This is a genomic window from Qiania dongpingensis (assembly GCF_014337195.1).
Taxonomy (GTDB): domain Bacteria; phylum Bacillota; class Clostridia; order Lachnospirales; family Lachnospiraceae; genus Lientehia; species Lientehia dongpingensis.
The window spans coordinates 2,841,976-2,859,109 of record NZ_CP060634.1; the positions used below are offsets into that span (position 1 = coordinate 2,841,976).

Annotated in this window: 18 protein-coding genes; 13 read left to right on the plus strand and 5 right to left on the minus strand. The window is 50.4% G+C overall.

The features are described from left to right. The first annotated feature begins 27 nt into the window (after positions 1-27). The 11 genes from H9Q78_RS13335 (at position 28) to tpiA (ending at position 10,557) form a co-directional block, all read left to right on the plus strand. Positions 28-720 carry a Crp/Fnr family transcriptional regulator gene (locus H9Q78_RS13335; RefSeq protein ID WP_249302363.1) on the plus strand — a complete coding sequence of 231 codons (693 nt, stop codon included), beginning with the start codon at positions 28-30 and terminating at the stop codon, positions 718-720. 127 nt (positions 721-847) lie between these two features. Beyond that, positions 848-1,825: an ABC transporter substrate-binding protein gene (locus tag H9Q78_RS13340; RefSeq protein WP_249302365.1), complete on the plus strand. Its 978-nt coding sequence runs from the start codon at positions 848-850 to the stop codon at positions 1,823-1,825. A gap of 26 nt (positions 1,826-1,851) precedes the next feature. Further along, positions 1,852-2,607, plus strand: a complete 756-nt coding sequence (locus H9Q78_RS13345; protein WP_330595190.1) for an ABC transporter permease — start codon at positions 1,852-1,854, stop codon at positions 2,605-2,607. After that, positions 2,604-3,215, plus strand: a complete 612-nt coding sequence (locus H9Q78_RS13350) for an ATP-binding cassette domain-containing protein (RefSeq protein WP_249302367.1) — start codon at positions 2,604-2,606, stop codon at positions 3,213-3,215. Before H9Q78_RS13345 ends, H9Q78_RS13350 begins: the two co-directional genes overlap by 4 nt. After that, on the plus strand, positions 3,205-4,182 hold the full coding sequence (locus H9Q78_RS13355; RefSeq protein WP_249302369.1) for a biotin synthase BioB: 978 nt from the start codon (positions 3,205-3,207) through the stop codon (positions 4,180-4,182). The genes H9Q78_RS13350 and H9Q78_RS13355 overlap by 11 nt, the downstream gene beginning before the upstream one ends. Positions 4,183-4,205: 23 nt before the next feature. Further along, on the plus strand, positions 4,206-5,399 hold the full coding sequence (hydF, locus tag H9Q78_RS13360) for a [FeFe] hydrogenase H-cluster maturation GTPase HydF (protein ID WP_249302371.1): 1,194 nt from the start codon (positions 4,206-4,208) through the stop codon (positions 5,397-5,399). A 169-nt stretch (positions 5,400-5,568) separates the two neighbouring features. Continuing rightward, positions 5,569-6,684: an aminopeptidase gene (locus H9Q78_RS13365; RefSeq protein WP_249302373.1), complete on the plus strand. Its 1,116-nt coding sequence runs from the start codon at positions 5,569-5,571 to the stop codon at positions 6,682-6,684. Positions 6,685-6,740: 56 nt separating this feature from the next. Beyond that, positions 6,741-7,229 carry a YbaK/EbsC family protein gene (locus H9Q78_RS13370; protein WP_249302375.1) on the plus strand — a complete coding sequence of 163 codons (489 nt, stop codon included), beginning with the start codon at positions 6,741-6,743 and terminating at the stop codon, positions 7,227-7,229. A gap of 189 nt (positions 7,230-7,418) precedes the next feature. Next, the gene (gene gap / locus H9Q78_RS13375) at positions 7,419-8,450 is read left to right on the plus strand and encodes a type I glyceraldehyde-3-phosphate dehydrogenase (protein WP_249302377.1); all 1,032 of its coding nucleotides are present in this window, start codon (positions 7,419-7,421) and stop codon (positions 8,448-8,450) included. 105 nt (positions 8,451-8,555) lie between these two features. Then, positions 8,556-9,761 (plus strand): phosphoglycerate kinase, encoded by a 1,206-nt coding sequence (locus H9Q78_RS13380; RefSeq protein WP_249302378.1) that lies wholly within the window; start codon positions 8,556-8,558, stop codon positions 9,759-9,761. Between the two features lie 46 nt (positions 9,762-9,807). Then, the gene (gene tpiA / locus H9Q78_RS13385; protein ID WP_249302380.1) at positions 9,808-10,557 is read left to right on the plus strand and encodes a triose-phosphate isomerase; all 750 of its coding nucleotides are present in this window, start codon (positions 9,808-9,810) and stop codon (positions 10,555-10,557) included. An 83-nt stretch (positions 10,558-10,640) separates the two neighbouring features. Here the strand turns inward: tpiA and H9Q78_RS13390 are convergent, their stop codons facing one another. Further along, positions 10,641-11,267: a GntR family transcriptional regulator gene (locus H9Q78_RS13390; protein ID WP_249302382.1), complete on the minus strand. Its 627-nt coding sequence runs from the start codon at positions 11,265-11,267 to the stop codon at positions 10,641-10,643. Between the two features lie 238 nt (positions 11,268-11,505). Here H9Q78_RS13390 and gpmI point away from each other — a divergent pair, with 238 nt between their 5' ends. Beyond that, positions 11,506-13,047, plus strand: a complete 1,542-nt coding sequence (gene gpmI, locus H9Q78_RS13395) for a 2,3-bisphosphoglycerate-independent phosphoglycerate mutase (protein WP_249302384.1) — start codon at positions 11,506-11,508, stop codon at positions 13,045-13,047. 47 nt (positions 13,048-13,094) lie between these two features. On the opposite strand, the gene H9Q78_RS13400 is transcribed toward gpmI, so the two are convergent. From H9Q78_RS13400 to pfkB, 4 genes are all read right to left on the minus strand, one after another. After that, complete coding sequence (locus H9Q78_RS13400) at positions 13,095-13,856, minus strand: N-acetyltransferase (protein ID WP_249302386.1); 762 nt, start codon at positions 13,854-13,856, stop codon at positions 13,095-13,097. Between the two features lie 85 nt (positions 13,857-13,941). Further along, positions 13,942-14,865, minus strand: a complete 924-nt coding sequence (locus H9Q78_RS13405) for a helix-turn-helix transcriptional regulator (RefSeq protein WP_249302388.1) — start codon at positions 14,863-14,865, stop codon at positions 13,942-13,944. A 167-nt stretch (positions 14,866-15,032) separates the two neighbouring features. After that, the gene (locus tag H9Q78_RS13410; RefSeq protein WP_147597650.1) at positions 15,033-15,221 is read right to left on the minus strand and encodes a hypothetical protein; all 189 of its coding nucleotides are present in this window, start codon (positions 15,219-15,221) and stop codon (positions 15,033-15,035) included. A gap of 13 nt (positions 15,222-15,234) precedes the next feature. Beyond that, on the minus strand, positions 15,235-16,176 hold the full coding sequence (pfkB, locus tag H9Q78_RS13415; protein ID WP_249302390.1) for a 1-phosphofructokinase: 942 nt from the start codon (positions 16,174-16,176) through the stop codon (positions 15,235-15,237). A 242-nt stretch (positions 16,177-16,418) separates the two neighbouring features. On the opposite strand from pfkB, the gene H9Q78_RS13420 reads away from it, so the two are divergent. Further along, positions 16,419-17,111, plus strand: coding sequence for an iron-sulfur cluster assembly scaffold protein (locus tag H9Q78_RS13420; RefSeq protein ID WP_147597648.1), 693 nt, complete (start codon positions 16,419-16,421; stop codon positions 17,109-17,111). Positions 17,112-17,134: the final 23 nt, after the last annotated feature.

Genomic DNA, 17,134 nt, shown 5'->3' on the forward strand with positions numbered 1-17,134 from the left:
CAGGAGATTCAAACAGGGAGATCGAGGATGAAGGACGAGCTGACTGCGAGGGATTTTGCGGTACTGCAGAAAAACAGGCTTTTTCAGGGGCTGTCAGGGGAGACGCTCCAGTATGCCCTGGATTTTTTTTCTGCCGTTCCCAAACGGTATGAGAAGGGAGAATTCCTTCATAGAGTAGGAAGCCGGATGACCAGGTTCGGCCTGGTATTATCCGGCAGAGTGCAGGTACATATGGATGACATAGACGGGAACCCTATCATCATGGCCAACGTGACAGAGGGGAATACCTTTGGAGAGTCCATGTGTTTTCTGGAGATAGAGGAAGAACCAGTCACAATCTGTGCTGCCACAGGGGTAAAAGTTCTGTGGCTGAGTACGGAGGAGATCAAAAGGATGCCGGGCGGCGGCACAGGAAATTCCCATAGTCTTACTCTGAGATTTATCACGCTGCTCACCGAGAAGACGCTGGCCATGAATGACAGGATCCAGATTTTGTCCAAAAAGAGCCTGCGGGGGAAGCTGATCGTGTTTTTTTCCCAATGCGCCCATCAGTACGGCAGCGATACGTTTACGCTTCCGTTTAACAGAAATGAAATGGCCGCCTATCTTGGCGCCGATCGGAGTGCCTTGTCCCGGGAACTGGCTAAAATGCAGGAGGAAGGAATCCTTCAGTTCTATAAGGAAAAATTCAGGCTTATGAAAAGAACAGAAGAGGATTAGAAAAGATAAAAAATTAACGAAAAATCAGAAACTTATACCATTTGGTTGCGGATGCAACGAATGACCACCCTGTGATGTGCTATGCTGATGAACGCTAACTTATAAAGAGTACAAAAGGGGGATTCACATGAAAAAAATAATATCTGCCGTTATGACGGTCATTATGCTGGCGATGGTATTCGCCGGATGCGGGAAAAAAGCAGAAGAGGCTGCGTCCATCCGGCTTGGAGGCCTGAAGGGGCCCACGTCCATGGGTATGGTAAAGCTTTTGGATGACGCGGAGAACGAAAAGAGCAAAAGCAAGATTGAGTTTACGATGTCTGGCTCGGCGGATGAACTGACGCCGAAGCTTTTAAAAGGGGATTTGGATATCCTGGCGGTTCCGGCCAATCTGGGGGCGATCCTCTATAACAATTCCGACGGGGCCGTACAGTTCTTGGCGGTCAATACCCTCGGGGTGATTTACATGGTGGAAAAGGGCGGACAGACTGTCAACGGATGGCAGGACCTTAAGGGAAAGACCATTTATGCCACAGGAAAAGGCTCCACTCCGGAATACGCGCTTAATTACCTCCTGGAACAGAACGGTTTGGATCCGGAAACGGACGTGACAGTAGAATGGAAAAGCGAGCCTGCAGAAGTAGTGGCCCAGATGGCGGCGCAGGAGAGCGCCATTGCCATGCTTCCGCAGCCTTTTGTAACGGTGGCGGGGGCTCAGATCGAGGGACTGAACGTGGTTCTGGATTTGACAGAAGAATGGAAGGCTCTGGACAACGGAAGCCAGTTCATTACAGCAGGTCTCGTGGTGCGCAAAGAGTTCGCGGAAAAATATCCGGAACAGCTGAAACAATTCCTGGAGGAATATAAAGCGTCCACAGAATACGTTAATGAAAATCTGGAGGATGCTTCTGCCCTGGTGGAAAAATACGATATCGTAAAGGCTGCCGTGGCACAGAAAGCGATTCCTTACTGCAATATTGTTTATGTGGACGGAAGTGAGATGGAGACGGCCATGAAGGGATATCTGCAGGTGCTGTACGATCAGAATCCTGCTTCCGTGGGCGGAGAACTGCCGGGTGATGATTTTTATTATGAAGGTAAATAGTCCTTTGGCTGGCTTATGAGGTGGGGATGATGAAGAGAAGACGGTTATATGAACGGGCCGCAGCTGTGATCTTTGCCCTGCTCCTATGGCAGGCGGCCTCGATGATTCTGGGGCAGCAGCTCTTACTGGTCTCGCCGGTCAGGGTTCTTTTGCGTCTTGGTGCGCTTTGGCTGGAGCCCGGATTCTGGCAGACTCTCTGGTTCAGCTTCCTGCGGATAGAAGGCGGCTTTTTTCTGGGCCTTTTCCTGGGAGCCCTTCTGGCAGTCATCTCGTCGAGGAGCCATTTGATAGAGACTCTCCTGTGGCCCTTTCTGGTGGCGGTCAAGTCTGTGCCGGTAGCTTCTTTTATCATTATCAGCCTGATTTGGCTGAGCGCGTCGGGTCTTTCCGTATTTATTTCGTTCCTGATGGTATTCCCGATCGTATATTTCAACGTGCTGCAGGGAATGAAAAGCACTGACGGCAGGATGCTCCAGATGGCGGAAATCTTTCAGATGCCGTGGAGGAGGCAGCTTTTTTATATCTACCTTCCTCAGGTAAGACCCTTCCTGTTTTCTGCGTGCAGTACTGCGCTTGGCATATCATGGAAAGCGGGGATCGCGGCGGAGGTGATCGGGATTCCCGATGGTTCCATCGGAGAGCGGCTTTATGAAGCGAAGGTATATCTGAGCACGGCGGATTTGTTTGCCTGGACCATAGTGATCGTGCTGCTCAGCGTCCTGTTTGAGAAGGTTTTCATGAAATTTATGAAGTGGGGCTTTGCCAGATTGGAGAAGCTGTGAAGGATATTGTAGTTGCAAACATATATAAAAGCTTTGGGGAAGAACAAGTGCTCAAAGATTTTTCCGGGGTGTTTAAGGGCGGAGAAACCACGAGCGTCATGGGCGGTTCCGGGTGCGGAAAAACTACGCTTTTAAATATTTTGATGGGATTTATCCCGCCGGACGCCGGCGCTGTGACAGGAGTCCCGGAGAAGAAAAGCGCCGTCTTCCAGGAGGACCGTCTCTGCGAATCCTTCGGGGCTGTTTCCAACGTCCGTATGGCCGCCGGGAGCCGGATTCCGAAGGAGCTGGTGAAAGAGCATCTGAAAGAGCTTGGATTAAAGGAAGATATGTTTCTTAAGCCGACGGCTGATTTCAGCGGCGGAATGAAACGCAGAGTGGCCATTGCCAGAGCGGTGTTATTTGACGCGGACATCCTTTTCTTAGATGAGCCGTTTAAAGGACTGGACGCCGCCACCAGGCAGGCAGCGATATCTTACGTGCTAAAGTATACAAAAGGAAAGACCGTGATTTTGGTGACCCATGACGAGGCCGAGGCAAAGCAGATGGGCGGCGCGGTCATACGGATGGAACAGGCGGAGATTTGGGAGGAAAACGATGATTATTGAAGGGAAAAAGGAAGTTCTGGAGGTTCTTAGGATGCCGGAGGCTCAGTTTGAAGCGGAAGTTGCGCCGGAGGCCGCGAAGCTGCGGGATGAGAGGAAGGATGGCAGCCTGCTTGCGATGGCGATGCTGGGATATGATAATATCTGTAAAAATCAGTGCCTGTACTGCGGCATGCGGGCTTCCAACAGCGGTGTCAAACGGTACCGTCTGGCTCCTGAAGATGTGATCGCTTCGGCGCGGATGGCCAGTGAGAATGGATTCCACCATATTTTCCTCGTATCCGGGGAAGATCCCAAATACGGATTTGACAATCTTCTGCACATTGTGGAAGCCATCCACGGGATGGGCATGCACCAGAGTCTTGCCTGCGGGGAATACAGCCTGGAGCAGTACCGGGAGCTTAAGTCCGCCGGCGCGGAGGAATATGTGATGAAGTTTGAGATGTCGGACGAGGAAACCTTTAACCGGCTGAATCCTTCGACGAATTTCAAAAAGCGCATGTCAGCCATTGAATCCGTAAAAGCCAGCGGCATGAGGCTGGCCTCCGGAAATATCGTGGGATTTCCGGGGCAGGGCCTGGATCAGCTGGCAGAGGATATTTTGCTGATGAAAAAGCTGGATATCAGCTGGGCTCCGGTCATTCCATATATGCCGGCCCAGAACACGCCGCTGGCGGCGGAAGGGGGCGTGGGAGATCTGCTCACAAACAGGAAGGAGATTGCCCTGCTCCGTCTGATGATGCCGGATGTGAACATTACGGCTCAGCAGCCGGGGAAGGATCTGCGGAATGGGCTGGCAGACCCTGAAGGGAACCGAGATGCCATCCTGTCCGGCGCCAATGTGCTGTTTTGCGATCTGCTTCCGGACGCTCTGGCAAAGAATTTCCGGGTCATTGACAACCGAAATGTGTCCGGGACAGAGCATCTTTATCAGATCGCGGAATTGACGGGGCTGGCCTTAAGCTTCTGACAAAGGGAAAGGAATAGAACGATATGGGAATGGACAGCACACCGAGATCAAACCGGTTGCATATCGGCATTTTCGGCAGAAGGAATGTGGGGAAATCCACGCTGGTCAACGCACTGACAGGGCAGGAGACTTCCCTGGTGTCCGATGTGGCGGGGACGACGACGGATCCGGTATATAAGGCAGTGGAGCTTCGGGGTTTCGGACCGGCGGTATTCATCGATACGGCCGGCTTTGATGATGAAGGCGTTTTGGGAAGCATGAGAGTCGGGAAGACGAAAGAAGCCATGACGAAAACCGATGTGGCAGTCATACTGTTCGATTCTTTACCGGGAGAAGAGATTGAGTGGGCGGCCCGGTTCACGGAGCGGAAGACACCGGTAATCGCCGCGGTCAACAAGATCTGCCGGCCGGAGGAGAGGGAGGCGGTGAAGAAAGCCATCCGGGACAGTCTGGGGCTGGAAGCCCTGGAATTGGATCTGCGTACGGGAGCCGGCGTTGAGGCGCTCAAGAGAAAAATCGTGGAGAGCGCTCCGGAGAATTTCTGGGATGTGAGCCTGACCGGGGGCCTGGCGGGAGAAGGCGACCTGGTGCTATTGGTAATGCCGCAGGACATCCAGGCTCCGAAGGGCAGGCTGATTCTGCCTCAGGTGCAGACAATCCGGGAACTTCTGGATAAAAAATCCCTGGTGATGAGCTGTACGGCCGATAAGATGGAGATGACCTTAAAAGCGCTGGTAAGACCGCCCAGACTGATCATCACCGACTCCCAGGCTTTTGCGGAGGTTTACCGTCTGAAGCCGGAGGAGAGCATGCTGACCTCGTTTTCTGTCCTCTTTGCGGGATATAAAGGGGATATTCGGGAATTTCTGCGGGGAGCGGAGGCCATCGAAGGGCTTACGGAAAGCTCGAGGGTATTGATAGCGGAGGCATGTGCCCATTCTCCCACAGAGGAAGATATCGGCAGGATCAAGATTCCGAAGCTTCTCCGCCGCCATGTGGGGCGGGGGCTTTGCATCGATTTTGTCCGGGGGGTGGATTTTCCAAAGGATCTGAGCCGGTATAACCTGGTCATCCACTGCGCGGCTTGCATGTTTAATCGGAAGTATGTGATGGAACGCATGGAAGCGGCGAGGAGACAGGGAGTCGCCATCAGCAATTACGGCATTGTGATCGCTTACTTGAACGGAATCCTGGATAAGATCAGCTTCGTGCCATAAATTTCATAAGGCTTCCGGATAAAAGACGGATATTATAATAGGAAGGAAGTGGCGAAGCCACTTCCTTTACAAAATCTCAGGAAAGGATTACAATAAAGATTGTTTTGAACTGAACAAAAATGGAAGAATAAGAATAAAAGGATTTGGAAAACTAGATAAGGAGGCTTCTATGGACGAAAGGATCAAAAAACTGGCATATAACCTGGTGAATTATTCCTGCCGGGTACAGCCTGGGGAAAACGTGTATGTCCATTATACGGGAATCGACACGGCCAATTTGGCCCGCCAGGTGGTGAAAGAGGTTTATCAGGCGGGAGGACGGCCCTACATTCATTTTACGGACAGCAGGATGCAGCGGGAGATGCTTCTCCATTGTACGGAAGAGCAGCTGCGGCTGATGGCTGAGGTGGACGGTATGGAGATGTCCAGGATGGACTGCTATCTGGGCATCCGGGGCGGCGATAATATCAATGAGCTTTCTGATGTGCCGCCGGAAAAGCTTTCACTTTACAGCTCCCTTTATACGACGCCGGTCCATCACGGCATCCGGGTGCCGAAGACGAAGTGGGTGGTGCTCCGTTACCCGTCGCCGTCCATGGCACAGAGCGCAGGCACAAGTCTGGAGGCCTTTGAGGATTTTTATTATGACGTGTGCTGCCTGGACTACAGAAAAATGGACGAGGCCATGAAGCCGCTGGTGGAGCTTATGAATAAGACGTCCCAGGTACGGATCAAGGGACCGGGTACGGATCTTACATTCTCCATAGAAGGGATTCCGGCCATTCCCTGCGCCGGAACGATGAATATTCCCGACGGTGAAGTGTTTACCGCTCCGGTTCGGGATTCTGTGAATGGAACGCTCCGCTACAACACTCCTTCCGTATATCAGGGCTTCACCTATGAAAATATCAGCCTGACCTTTGAAAATGGGAAAATCGTGGAAGCTTCGGCCAATGATACGGAGAAGATCAGCCGGATCTTTGACATCGACGAAGGGGCGCGTTATGTGGGCGAGTTTGCCATCGGGGTAAATCCCTATGTGGAAAAGCCCATGAAGGATATCTTGTTTGATGAAAAGATCAAAGGTTCCTTCCATTTTACTCCCGGCAACTGCTATGAGGAGGCCCCTAACGGAAACCAGTCTTCGATACACTGGGATCTGGTATGTATCCAGACGCCGGAGTACGGCGGCGGAGAGATCTATTTTGACGGCAGGCTGATCCGGAAGGACGGCAGATTTGTAGTGGAGGAGCTTCTGGGACTGAATCCGGAGAATCTCAAGTAATGGATGGTTTTAAGCCCGGGGAGAAATGAGGAAAAGCAAAAGAGGAGGATACCGCCATGTCGGTGGAGATAGTAAAAGAATACCTGAAGAAATGGAATAAGGATAAAGACGTAAGAGAATTTGAAGAATCCAGCGCCACGGTGGAGCTGGCTGCCCAGGCAGTGGGCGTGATCCCGGCCAGGATCGCGAAGACCTTGTCGTTCTTATCGAAGGATGGGGTGCACTGCTCTCTGGTGGTGGCGGCGGGAGACGCCAAAGTTGACAATTCCAAATACAAGCGCTTTTTTGGATGCAAGGCAAAGATGCTGTCACCGGAGGAGGTCGTGTCATATACCGGACACGCTGTCGGAGGAGTATGCCCCTTTGCCAATCCCGAAGGTAAAGTGAATACGTATCTGGATGAGTCGCTGCGGCGGTTCGAGACGGTATTTCCCGCGGCCGGAAGCGCCAGCTCCGCCGTGGAAATGACCTGTGAAGAGCTGTATCTCTGCGGAAACGCAAAAGGGTGGATTGACGTGTGCAAAGGCTGGCAGGAGGAAGCATGATTTCTCTTGTCATATTGCCGGATAATCGCGCCGCCTGGACAAATAATTGTGGATTAGTGATAAAACAAGGGGTATGACTTAAAAAAGGAAAAAAATCGCTTGCTATTTTTTAGCAAATTAGGTAAAATATCTAATGAGTTAAATAATACTACTTATTAAAATTTTTTTATATTATAGGAGGAATTCAAAATGGCAGTAAAAGTTGCGATCAATGGTTTTGGACGTATCGGCCGTCTGGCATTCAGACAGATGTTCAATGCTCCTGGATATGATGTTGTAGCGATCAACGATTTAACCAGCCCTAAGATGCTGGCTCATTTATTGAAATATGATTCATCTCAGGGCAAGTACGCGCTGGCTGATACTGTTTCTTATAAAGAGGGCGAAGGCGATACCGAAGGCGCTGTTATCATCGGCGGCAAGGAGATCACCATCTATAAAAAGGCAAACGCTGCCGAACTGCCTTGGGGCGAGCTGGGAGTAGACGTTGTACTTGAGTGCACAGGCTTCTATACCTCCAAAGAGAAAGCTTCTGCTCATATCGCAGCTGGCGCGAAGAAAGTAGTTATCTCCGCTCCCGCAGGCAATGATCTTCCTACTATTGTATATAATGTAAACCATAACGTACTGAAAAAAGAAGATACGGTCATCTCCGCAGCTTCCTGTACGACAAACTGCCTGGCTCCTATGGCAAAGGCTCTCAATGACCTTGCTCCGATCCAGAGCGGTATCATGACCACGATCCATGCTTATACCGGAGATCAGATGATCCTTGACGGACCTCAGAGGAAAGGCGATCTGAGAAGGAGCCGTGCAGGCGCTATCAACATCGTTCCCAACTCCACCGGCGCTGCAAAGGCCATCGGTCTTGTTATCCCTGAACTGAACGGCAAGCTGATTGGCGCTGCTCAGCGTGTACCTACTCCCACAGGCTCCACCACGATCCTGATCGCAGTAGTGAAGGGCGCTGTTACAAAGGAAGCGATCAACGACGCTATGAAGGCTGCTTCTACAGAGTCCTTTGGCTACAATACCGACGAGATCGTGTCCAGCGACGTTATCGGCATGACTTACGGCTCTCTGTTTGATGCGACACAGACCATGGTTTCTCCTATGGAGAATGGCGATACTCAGGTACAGGTAGTTTCCTGGTATGACAATGAGAATTCCTACGTTAGCCAGATGGTGAGAACTATCAAATACTTTGCTGAGTTAGCTTAAGCATCGGACAAGCGATAGTTAAATAAGATCCTATGGCGGGTCCGGTTCCTTAATAGGACCGGACCCGCTTTTTGACTTTCAAAGTAAGGAACAAGGAGGTAATTTATGCTTAATAAAAAATCAGTTGACGATATCAGCGTAAAAGGCAAAAAAGTCCTGGTCCGCTGTGATTTCAACGTTCCGCTGAAGGACGGCCAGATCACGGACGAGAACCGTCTCGTGGCGGCTCTGCCTACGATCAAGAAACTGATCGCGGACGGCGGAAAAGTCATTCTGTGCTCTCACCTGGGAAAGCCCAAGGGAGAACCGAAGCCGGAGCTGTCCTTGGCGCCTGTGGCGGCCAGACTGTCTGAGCTTCTTGGACAGGAAGTGAAGTTTGCCCCGGATGAAAATGTGGTGGGTCCCAATGCAAAGGCGGCGGTTGCGGAGATGAAAGACGGGGACGTGGTCCTGCTTGAGAATACCCGTTACCGGATTGAAGAAACCAAGAACGGAGAGGCCTTCAGCAAGGATCTGGCTTCCCTTTGCGACGTATTTGTAAATGATGCTTTTGGTACGGCTCACAGAGCGCACTGCTCCAACGTGGGAGTGACCGAGTACGTGGATACTGCGGCAGTCGGTTATCTGATGCAGAAGGAGATTGATTTCCTGGGCAATGCGGTGAATAATCCTGAAAGGCCTTTTGTAGCCATCCTGGGAGGCGCGAAGGTGGCGGATAAGCTGAATGTCATTGCGAACCTTCTGGAGAAATGCGATACATTGATCATCGGCGGCGGCATGGCATATACGTTCCTGAAAGCGAAGGGCTATGAGGTAGGCACTTCCCTGGTGGACGATGAAAAGGTGGCATACTGCAAAGAGATGATGGATAAGGCGGAGAAGCTCGGCAAAAAACTCCTTCTCCCTGTCGATACTACGATCGCGGCATCCTTCCCGAACCCCATCGACGCAGAGATCGAGGTGTCCGTTGTGGCGGCCGACGCGATACCGGCAGATATGATGGGCCTGGATATCGGAACGAAGACGGCCGAGATGTTTGCCGATGCCGTGAAGTCTGCTAAGACCGTGGTGTGGAACGGCCCTATGGGCGTGTTTGAAAACCCGATTCTTGCGAAAGGCACGATTGCCGTGGCAAAATCTCTGGCTGAGACAGACGCTACCACCATTATCGGCGGCGGAGATTCCGCGGCTGCGGTAAATCAGCTGGGCTTTGGCGATAAGATGTCCCATATTTCCACCGGAGGCGGAGCCTCTCTGGAATTCCTGGAGGGCAAAGACCTTCCCGGCGTAGTGGCGGCAAACGACAAATAAACAGTTTATCGATCAGGAAGATTTTAACAGAATAGGAGAAAAAACAATGGCAAGGAAAAAAATAATCGCCGGCAACTGGAAAATGAACATGACTCCCAGCCAGACTGTGGAGCTTATCAATACTCTGAAACCTCTGGTAGTGACAGAGGACGCGGACGTAGTATTCTGCGTTCCGGCTATCGATATCATTCCCGCGCTGGAGGCTTCTAAGGGCTCCAACATCGAGATTGGTGCAGAAAATATGTACTATGAGGAGAAAGGCGCTTACACAGGCGAGATCGCTCCTGATATGCTGACAGACGTGGGTGTGAAATATGTGATCATCGGCCATTCCGAAAGAAGAGAGTATTTTGCGGAAACCAATGAGACTGTGAACAAGAAGGTCTTGAAGGCCTTTGAGCATGGCATCACTCCCATTGTATGCTGCGGTGAGACTCTGACTCAGAGAGAGCAGGGCGTTACCATGGACTTCATCCGTCAGCAGGTTAAGATCGCGTTCCTCGGAGTGACTGCGGAGCAGGCTAAGACGGCAGTGATCGCGTACGAACCCATCTGGGCCATCGGTACCGGCAAGACCGCTACCACAGAACAGGCGCAGGAGGTCTGCTGCGGCATCCGTAAATGCATCGCAGAGATCTACGATGAAGCGACAGCAGAAGCAATCCGCATTCAGTACGGCGGAAGCGTTAATGCCAAGACCGCTCCCGAGCTGTTTGCACAGCCCGATATCGACGGCGGCTTGGTAGGCGGCGCGGCGCTGAAGCCCGATTTCGGAAAGATCGTAAACTGGAAATAAATGAGGAAAGAAAGGATGTCCGGAAAGCCTGCTATGGTTTTCCGAACATCCTTTTTACGTTTTAGAACATGCTGCATGAAGTGTTATATGCTCATGATATCTGCCCGCATAAGGCCGACGGCGGTGGTCTTGTCATTCCGCTTTACCGCATCCAGGATGGAACTGTGGAAAACGGAGGTTTCTTCAAAGAGAGGGGAATGCTGCTGGGTCATCCTGATCTGGACATAAGCTCTGGTCTGCATAGACATGGCAGAACGGAGCGTTTCGTATGCGTAATCATTTTCATAGATACGGAAAAATGCCAGATGAAAGTCGATATTGTCATTCCAATGCCGGATGGCCTCTTGCCTGGCGCCATGTTTCAGCTGGGAATTTTTAAGCTCTTCCAGAGCTGAAAGGGCTTCCGGAGTGAATTTATGCCAGCATTCAGACATGAAGCCGCATTCCAGGACACATCGATATGTTTTAACGTTATAGATATCCTGTTCGGTCAGCGGCGTGATCTTGTAGCCATAATAAGGGATGCTGTACAGCACCTTCTCTTTGCAGAGCTCCACCAGAGCTTCTCGGATCGGAGAGCGGCTCACCTGATACTGTTCCATCAGATTCTTTTCATTGAGCACCTGTTCCGGGCTGTAGTTTCCCTCTATGATATCCTTCAGCAGAGAACGGTAGATATGCTCCTTGATGCTGGTATTGTTATCGTTCATGTTTATCCCTCATTGGTTTCAGGTTAATATGTAAATTATAGAATAGGGCCGGGTGTTTGTCAATGAAGCGGGCAGATACCGGAAATCAGGGAGGAAAATTTTGTTTCAGGTCTTGCATAGGAAAAGAAAATAGAGTACAATTCAGAATTGGAAGAGTGTCTGCGGTGCTTTTCCCTGGGACATACAAGCATTTTACCTCTCATTTTCGGGAGATCATGATTTTAAAAGGAGAAAAACGATGAGCAAAAGACCTACAGTGTTAATGATTCTCGACGGCTATGGTTTGAACGACAGGAAGGACGGCAATGCCGTTTATGAAGCAAATACCCCTGTGATCGATAAGCTGAAAGCGGAATGCCCTTTTGTCAAAGGAAATGCCAGCGGTATGGCGGTCGGACTTCCGGAGGGCCAGATGGGAAATTCCGAGGTCGGGCATTTGAATATGGGAGCCGGACGTATCGTATATCAGGAGCTCACCAGGATCACAAAAGAAATCCAGGATGGAGATTTCTTTAAAAATGAAGCTTTTAAGGCGGCAGTTGAAAATTGTAAGAAACATGATTCCGCCCTTCACCTCTACGGGCTGGTCTCAGACGGCGGCGTACACAGCCATAATACCCATATCTACGGCCTTTTGGAGCTGGCGAAGAGGGCAGGGCTAACCAAGGTCTATGTACATTGTTTCCTGGACGGCCGCGACACGCCTCCCACATCTGGGAAGGATTATGTGGCTGAGCTGGTGGAAAAAATGAAGGAGATCGGAGTGGGAAAGGTCGCGTCTGTCAGCGGACGCTACTACGCGATGGACAGAGACAACCGCTGGGACAGAGTGGAACTCGCATACCGGGCTCTGACAAAGGGAGAAGGAAAGACCGGCACAGACCCGGTGGAGATTATCCAGGCATCCTATGATGAAGGAGTAAATGATGAATTTGTGCTTCCTTCTGTGGTCGTGGAAGACGGCGCGCCTGTGGCGACTATCCAGAATGGAGATTCGGTCATTTTTTATAATTTCCGTCCCGACCGGGCAAGGGAGATCACAAGGGCTTTCTGTGATGATGCGTTTACCGGCTTTGACAGAGGCGAGAGGATCAAGACCACGTATGTGTGCTTTACAGAATATGACGTGACGATTCCCAACAAGCTGGTGGCATTCCATAAAGTGGAGATCACCAATACCTTTGGAGAATATCTGGCGGCCCATAATATGACTCAGGCGAGGATTGCCGAGACCGAAAAATATGCTCATGTCACCTTTTTCTTCAACGGCGGTGTCGAGGAGCCGAATAAGGGGGAGGACCGGATTCTGGTGAAATCTCCCAAAGTAGCCACGTACGATCTGAAGCCGGAGATGAGCGCGTATGAGGTGTGTGACAAGCTGGTGGAGGCGATCAAATCTTCCAAATATGATGTGATCATCATCAATTTTGCAAATCCTGATATGGTCGGCCATACGGGCATTGAAGCGGCGGCCATAAAAGCGGTGGAAGCCGTGGATGAGTGTGTGGGAAGGGCAGTGGCGGCCATAGAGGAAGTGGACGGCCAGATGTTCATCTGCGCGGATCATGGAAATGCTGAACAGCTTATCGATTATGAGCATGGCGGAAGCTTTACAGCCCATACGATAAATCCCGTTCCGTTTATCCTGGTGAATTATGATCCGGAATATACTCTCAGAGAGGGCGGATGCTTGGCGGATATCGCCCCTACGCTCATTGAGATGATGGGAATGGAGCAGCCTGAGGAGATGACTGGAAAGTCGCTGCTTATGAAGAAATAAAAGAAGAAATGAAAAGGCGTCTGTGCTGCCACAGATGCCTTTTCGTTTTATAAAAAACCATGTTCCTGCAGGAATTTTTCAAATTTTTTTTCTCCAAAGATTTCGTTTGTTACAAATTCTCCGTTATAAAAGAAGCTGTAGGTCGGAAATGGCGTGGGGGAATTCTGCGCCTGCTCTGTAGTCGTTATCTTATGGAGTGATACTGAGGTCCCATGCTGTTTGGCGATATCGCCTATGAGCGGCGCATATTTTTCCGTATGTGGGCACTGATTGGAATAATAGAGTACCATTCCCTGTTCCTCGGTTTTTCCGGACCTCGCGGTATCTTTGAACTTTGGGACAGGAGCGCCGTCGCTAAAGGGCAGGTAGTAAAGGACGAAATAGGGCATGGCCGTGTCGGCAGTTAAAAACCCTTTGTATTTCATGTAATCCGGATCTGACAGGAAACTTCTCTTTTTCTCGGAAGCGATTATGGTCAGGCCGCATTTCCCCTTTGCCTTTGCGTCCTGGATACAGAGCTCTAAGAGCTGATTGGCGTATCCCTTTCCCTTGTATTGGCCGGATACCCAAAAACAGTTTATGTGCATATAGCCGTCGGCCGTGATGGGACACCATGCGCGTTCGGCAGGGATATATTCGATAAAAACTTTTCCTCTGGCATTCAAGCGGAGAAAGACCAGCCCGTCTGGAAATCGTTCCTCCATCCAGGCCTTTTTGGAAGACACACAGTTTTCTCCCTTTTTATCGGATATGCAGCAGCAGATGTGTTCCTTTTTTATATTGTCCTGATTTACGGTGATAAATTCCATGGGGAGTTCTCCTTATTTTATGTTGGTATGTCCTATATTACCACATACAAGTTGACAACACTATGTCAGGTTACAGGAAAACCTGTTATTTTTTTACTTTCTTATCATATGAGGATTGGATTTTACCTGCTTCTTTCAGCAGCATTTCTTTAACGGATAAAGGCTCCAGCACTTCAAGTCCGGATCCGAAGGAGAGAAGATAACCATACAGCCAGGGGTCCTCCGGAAGAGAAGCCGCCGCCAGGAAACTGCCGTCTTTGTCTTGAGAGATAGCGGCGGGATCGAACTCATCGTACAGGCGGTAGCCCAGATGCGGAGAGCATCGGAGCTTTACATGGACCAGGGTGCCGGGGGAAGAATCTGACTGCTCTATTTCCGGGGGCTCCGGGAGACCTTTCCTTTCGAAGCTGTCCGATGTCGTTTCCAGATCCAGTATCCGGCTGATCCGAAAGGTCCGGTATGCTTCCCGGTCTTTGTCATAGGCCTGAATATACCATGCTCTGGATTTATACACCAGTTTGACGGGGAAAACATATCTGTCTGTAATGCTTCCGTATGAGCTGATATAATTCAATTTGACGGCGCGGCAGCCGAAGACCGCGTTTTTTAACAGGCGGAAATATTCTTTATCCCGGCGCCTGCTTCCCCAGCGGGAAAAATCAATTTCAATCCAGTCTGTATGCCTTATTTGGAACAGCCCGCTGAGTTTTGACAGAAGACGGGAGGTTTCCAGTTCTTCTGTCGTCATGATGCTTTGGAGCGCGATCAGTATTTGGTTTCTTTCTTCGTCGGTCAGAAGAGAATTCCTGAATTTAAAATGTTCATCCATATAAATTCCGCCGCCGGTCCCCTGTACGGTATACAGAGGAATCCCCGCGGAGCTCAGGATATCAATGTCCCGGTAGATGGTCCGGATGGATACTCCAAACTGCCGGGCCAGCTCCTTTGCGGTAATATGGCGCCTGTCCAGCATGATATATACAATTTCAAACAGCCTGTTTATCTGCATGTTCTGCTCCTTTAATCTGTCATTAACGAATGAGGTATAAACAGTATAGCATAATAGTAAATTTTTGTAGACGGACAAATGATCTTGTATGGCAAAGGACGAAGAGCAGCAGGAATAATAAAGGCGTATCGCTGTGAAAACGATACGCCTTTTGCCATGCCGAACTTTCAGGTATTGGTATTTTTGTTCTCTTTTTTCTCCAGCAGGATAGCGATGCCGCACAGCACCATTCCGGCGAAGAGAAGGGATAAGGTCAACCAGCCGGGAATGTTCATCCCGAGGAAACGGGGCACCAGCACGATTATGATGATCGCGGGGCTCACATATTTCATGGCAGCGATAAATTTTTTCTTCATGGTTTCTTTCTCCTTATGGCCACAGTGGATAGATTAAGACATCCTTGACCAGTTCATCCACAAGTTCCCTGGCCGGAGGCTTGGTACCGAGCGTGGTGCAGGCGCCGGCGGAGGTGGCGATGGCCAGTCTCGCACAGTCTTCGTATGGAATATCGGCGTCCAGCCCATAGGCGAGGGCCGCGAGCATCGCATCGCCGGAGCCCACGGTGGAGTGGGCCTGGACCTGGATGCCGTTGGTTTTAAAGGCCCTTTGATGATCCAGAAAAATGGCGCCTTCCTGACCTCTGGAAATGACGATGGTATTGACTCCCTTTGCCAGAAGCTCCTTGCCGAGATCGATCAATGTTTCCTCAGACACGTCCTCGGACAGGTTAAAATGCCGGGTGATCTCATAAGCGTTCGGTTTGATCAAAAAGGGCTTTGCCTTTATGGCTTCCTCCAGCAGCTGTCCTGCGGCGTCCACGAAGACTGTGGACTGGCGCTTCCGGAGCTTCCGCGTCAAAAAGCCATAGACGTCTTTGTCGACGCTGGCGGGGACACTGCCGGAGAAAACAAATATGGTGGAGGGCCCTGCATAGAGCTCCAGTGTTTCTGTGAGTGTCTGGATATCCCTTTGAGTGACCGTAGGCCCTGGCTCGTTGAATTCTGTGACAAATCCTTTTTTCGTCGTATCCACGACCTTAACATTGGTACGGGTCTCACCTTCAATATATACAAACTGATGCTCAATATGTAATTCATCCAGCGCATGCTCGATCATCCGCCCGGAGCTTCCTCCCAGGAAACCGGTGGCGATCGTCTCGCCTCCCAGGGCATGAATGGTCTTTGATACATTGATTCCTTTTCCTCCGGCATCCTGGATGACCTTAGTCACGCGGTGAATGGTTCCTCCGGTGAAATTTTCCACATCCAAGGTCTTGTCGATGGCCGGGTTCATCGTAACCGTAACTATCATATTACCTCTCCAATCTGATTCAAACTTATATCCGCCTATTGATATTTTATCATATTCGATTATGGCAGGAAAGGGAATCTTTTCAGTTTATACATTTTTTAGAGAAAAAACAACTGGACTAATTCGACGTTTTGTGAGAAAATAAAACAGAGTATGGCGTCTTGGGCAGGAGCCAGGTAATCTCCGCCACCTCTGAAGGGATGCCAGCGGTTGAATACATATATTCTGAAAGGAGTCTTAACATGATTTATTCACATGAAGTAGAGAAGATGTGTACAGTAGCACAGGGCGTTGCCCATGGCGCTGCCCCTATCCCCGAGGAGGCAAAATGGGTAAAGGCAAAGGATGTTTCTGATATTTCCGGCCTGACTCATGGTGTGGGCTGGTGTGCACCTCAGCAGGGAGCCTGCAAGCTTACCCTGAATGTAAAAGAAGGAATCATCCAGGAAGCTCTGGTAGAGACCATTGGATGTTCCGGTATGACTCATTCCGCCGCCATGGCTTCTGAGATTCTGCCCGGCCGGACCGTTCTGGAAGCGCTGAATACGGATTTGGTGTGTGATGCCATCAATACTGCTATGAGAGAATTATTCCTCCAGATCGTATACGGAAGAAGCCAGAGTGCATTCTCCGAAGACGGTCTGCCCATAGGCGCAGGCTTAGAGGATCTGGGCAAGGGCCTCCGTTCCCAGGTGGGCACGATGTACGGTACCCTGAAAAAGGGCCCCCGTTATCTGGAAATGGCAGAAGGTTATGTTACAGGTATTGCCCTGGATGCGGATGACCAGATCATCGGTTATCAGTTCGTAAGCCTTGGCAAAATGACCGACTTCATCAAAAAGGGTGATGACCCCAATACCGCATGGGAAAAAGCAAAGGGCCAGTACGGCAGAGTTGCGGATGCAGTGAAGATCATCGACCCCAGAGAAGAGTAATATTAAATCTTATAATTAGGAGG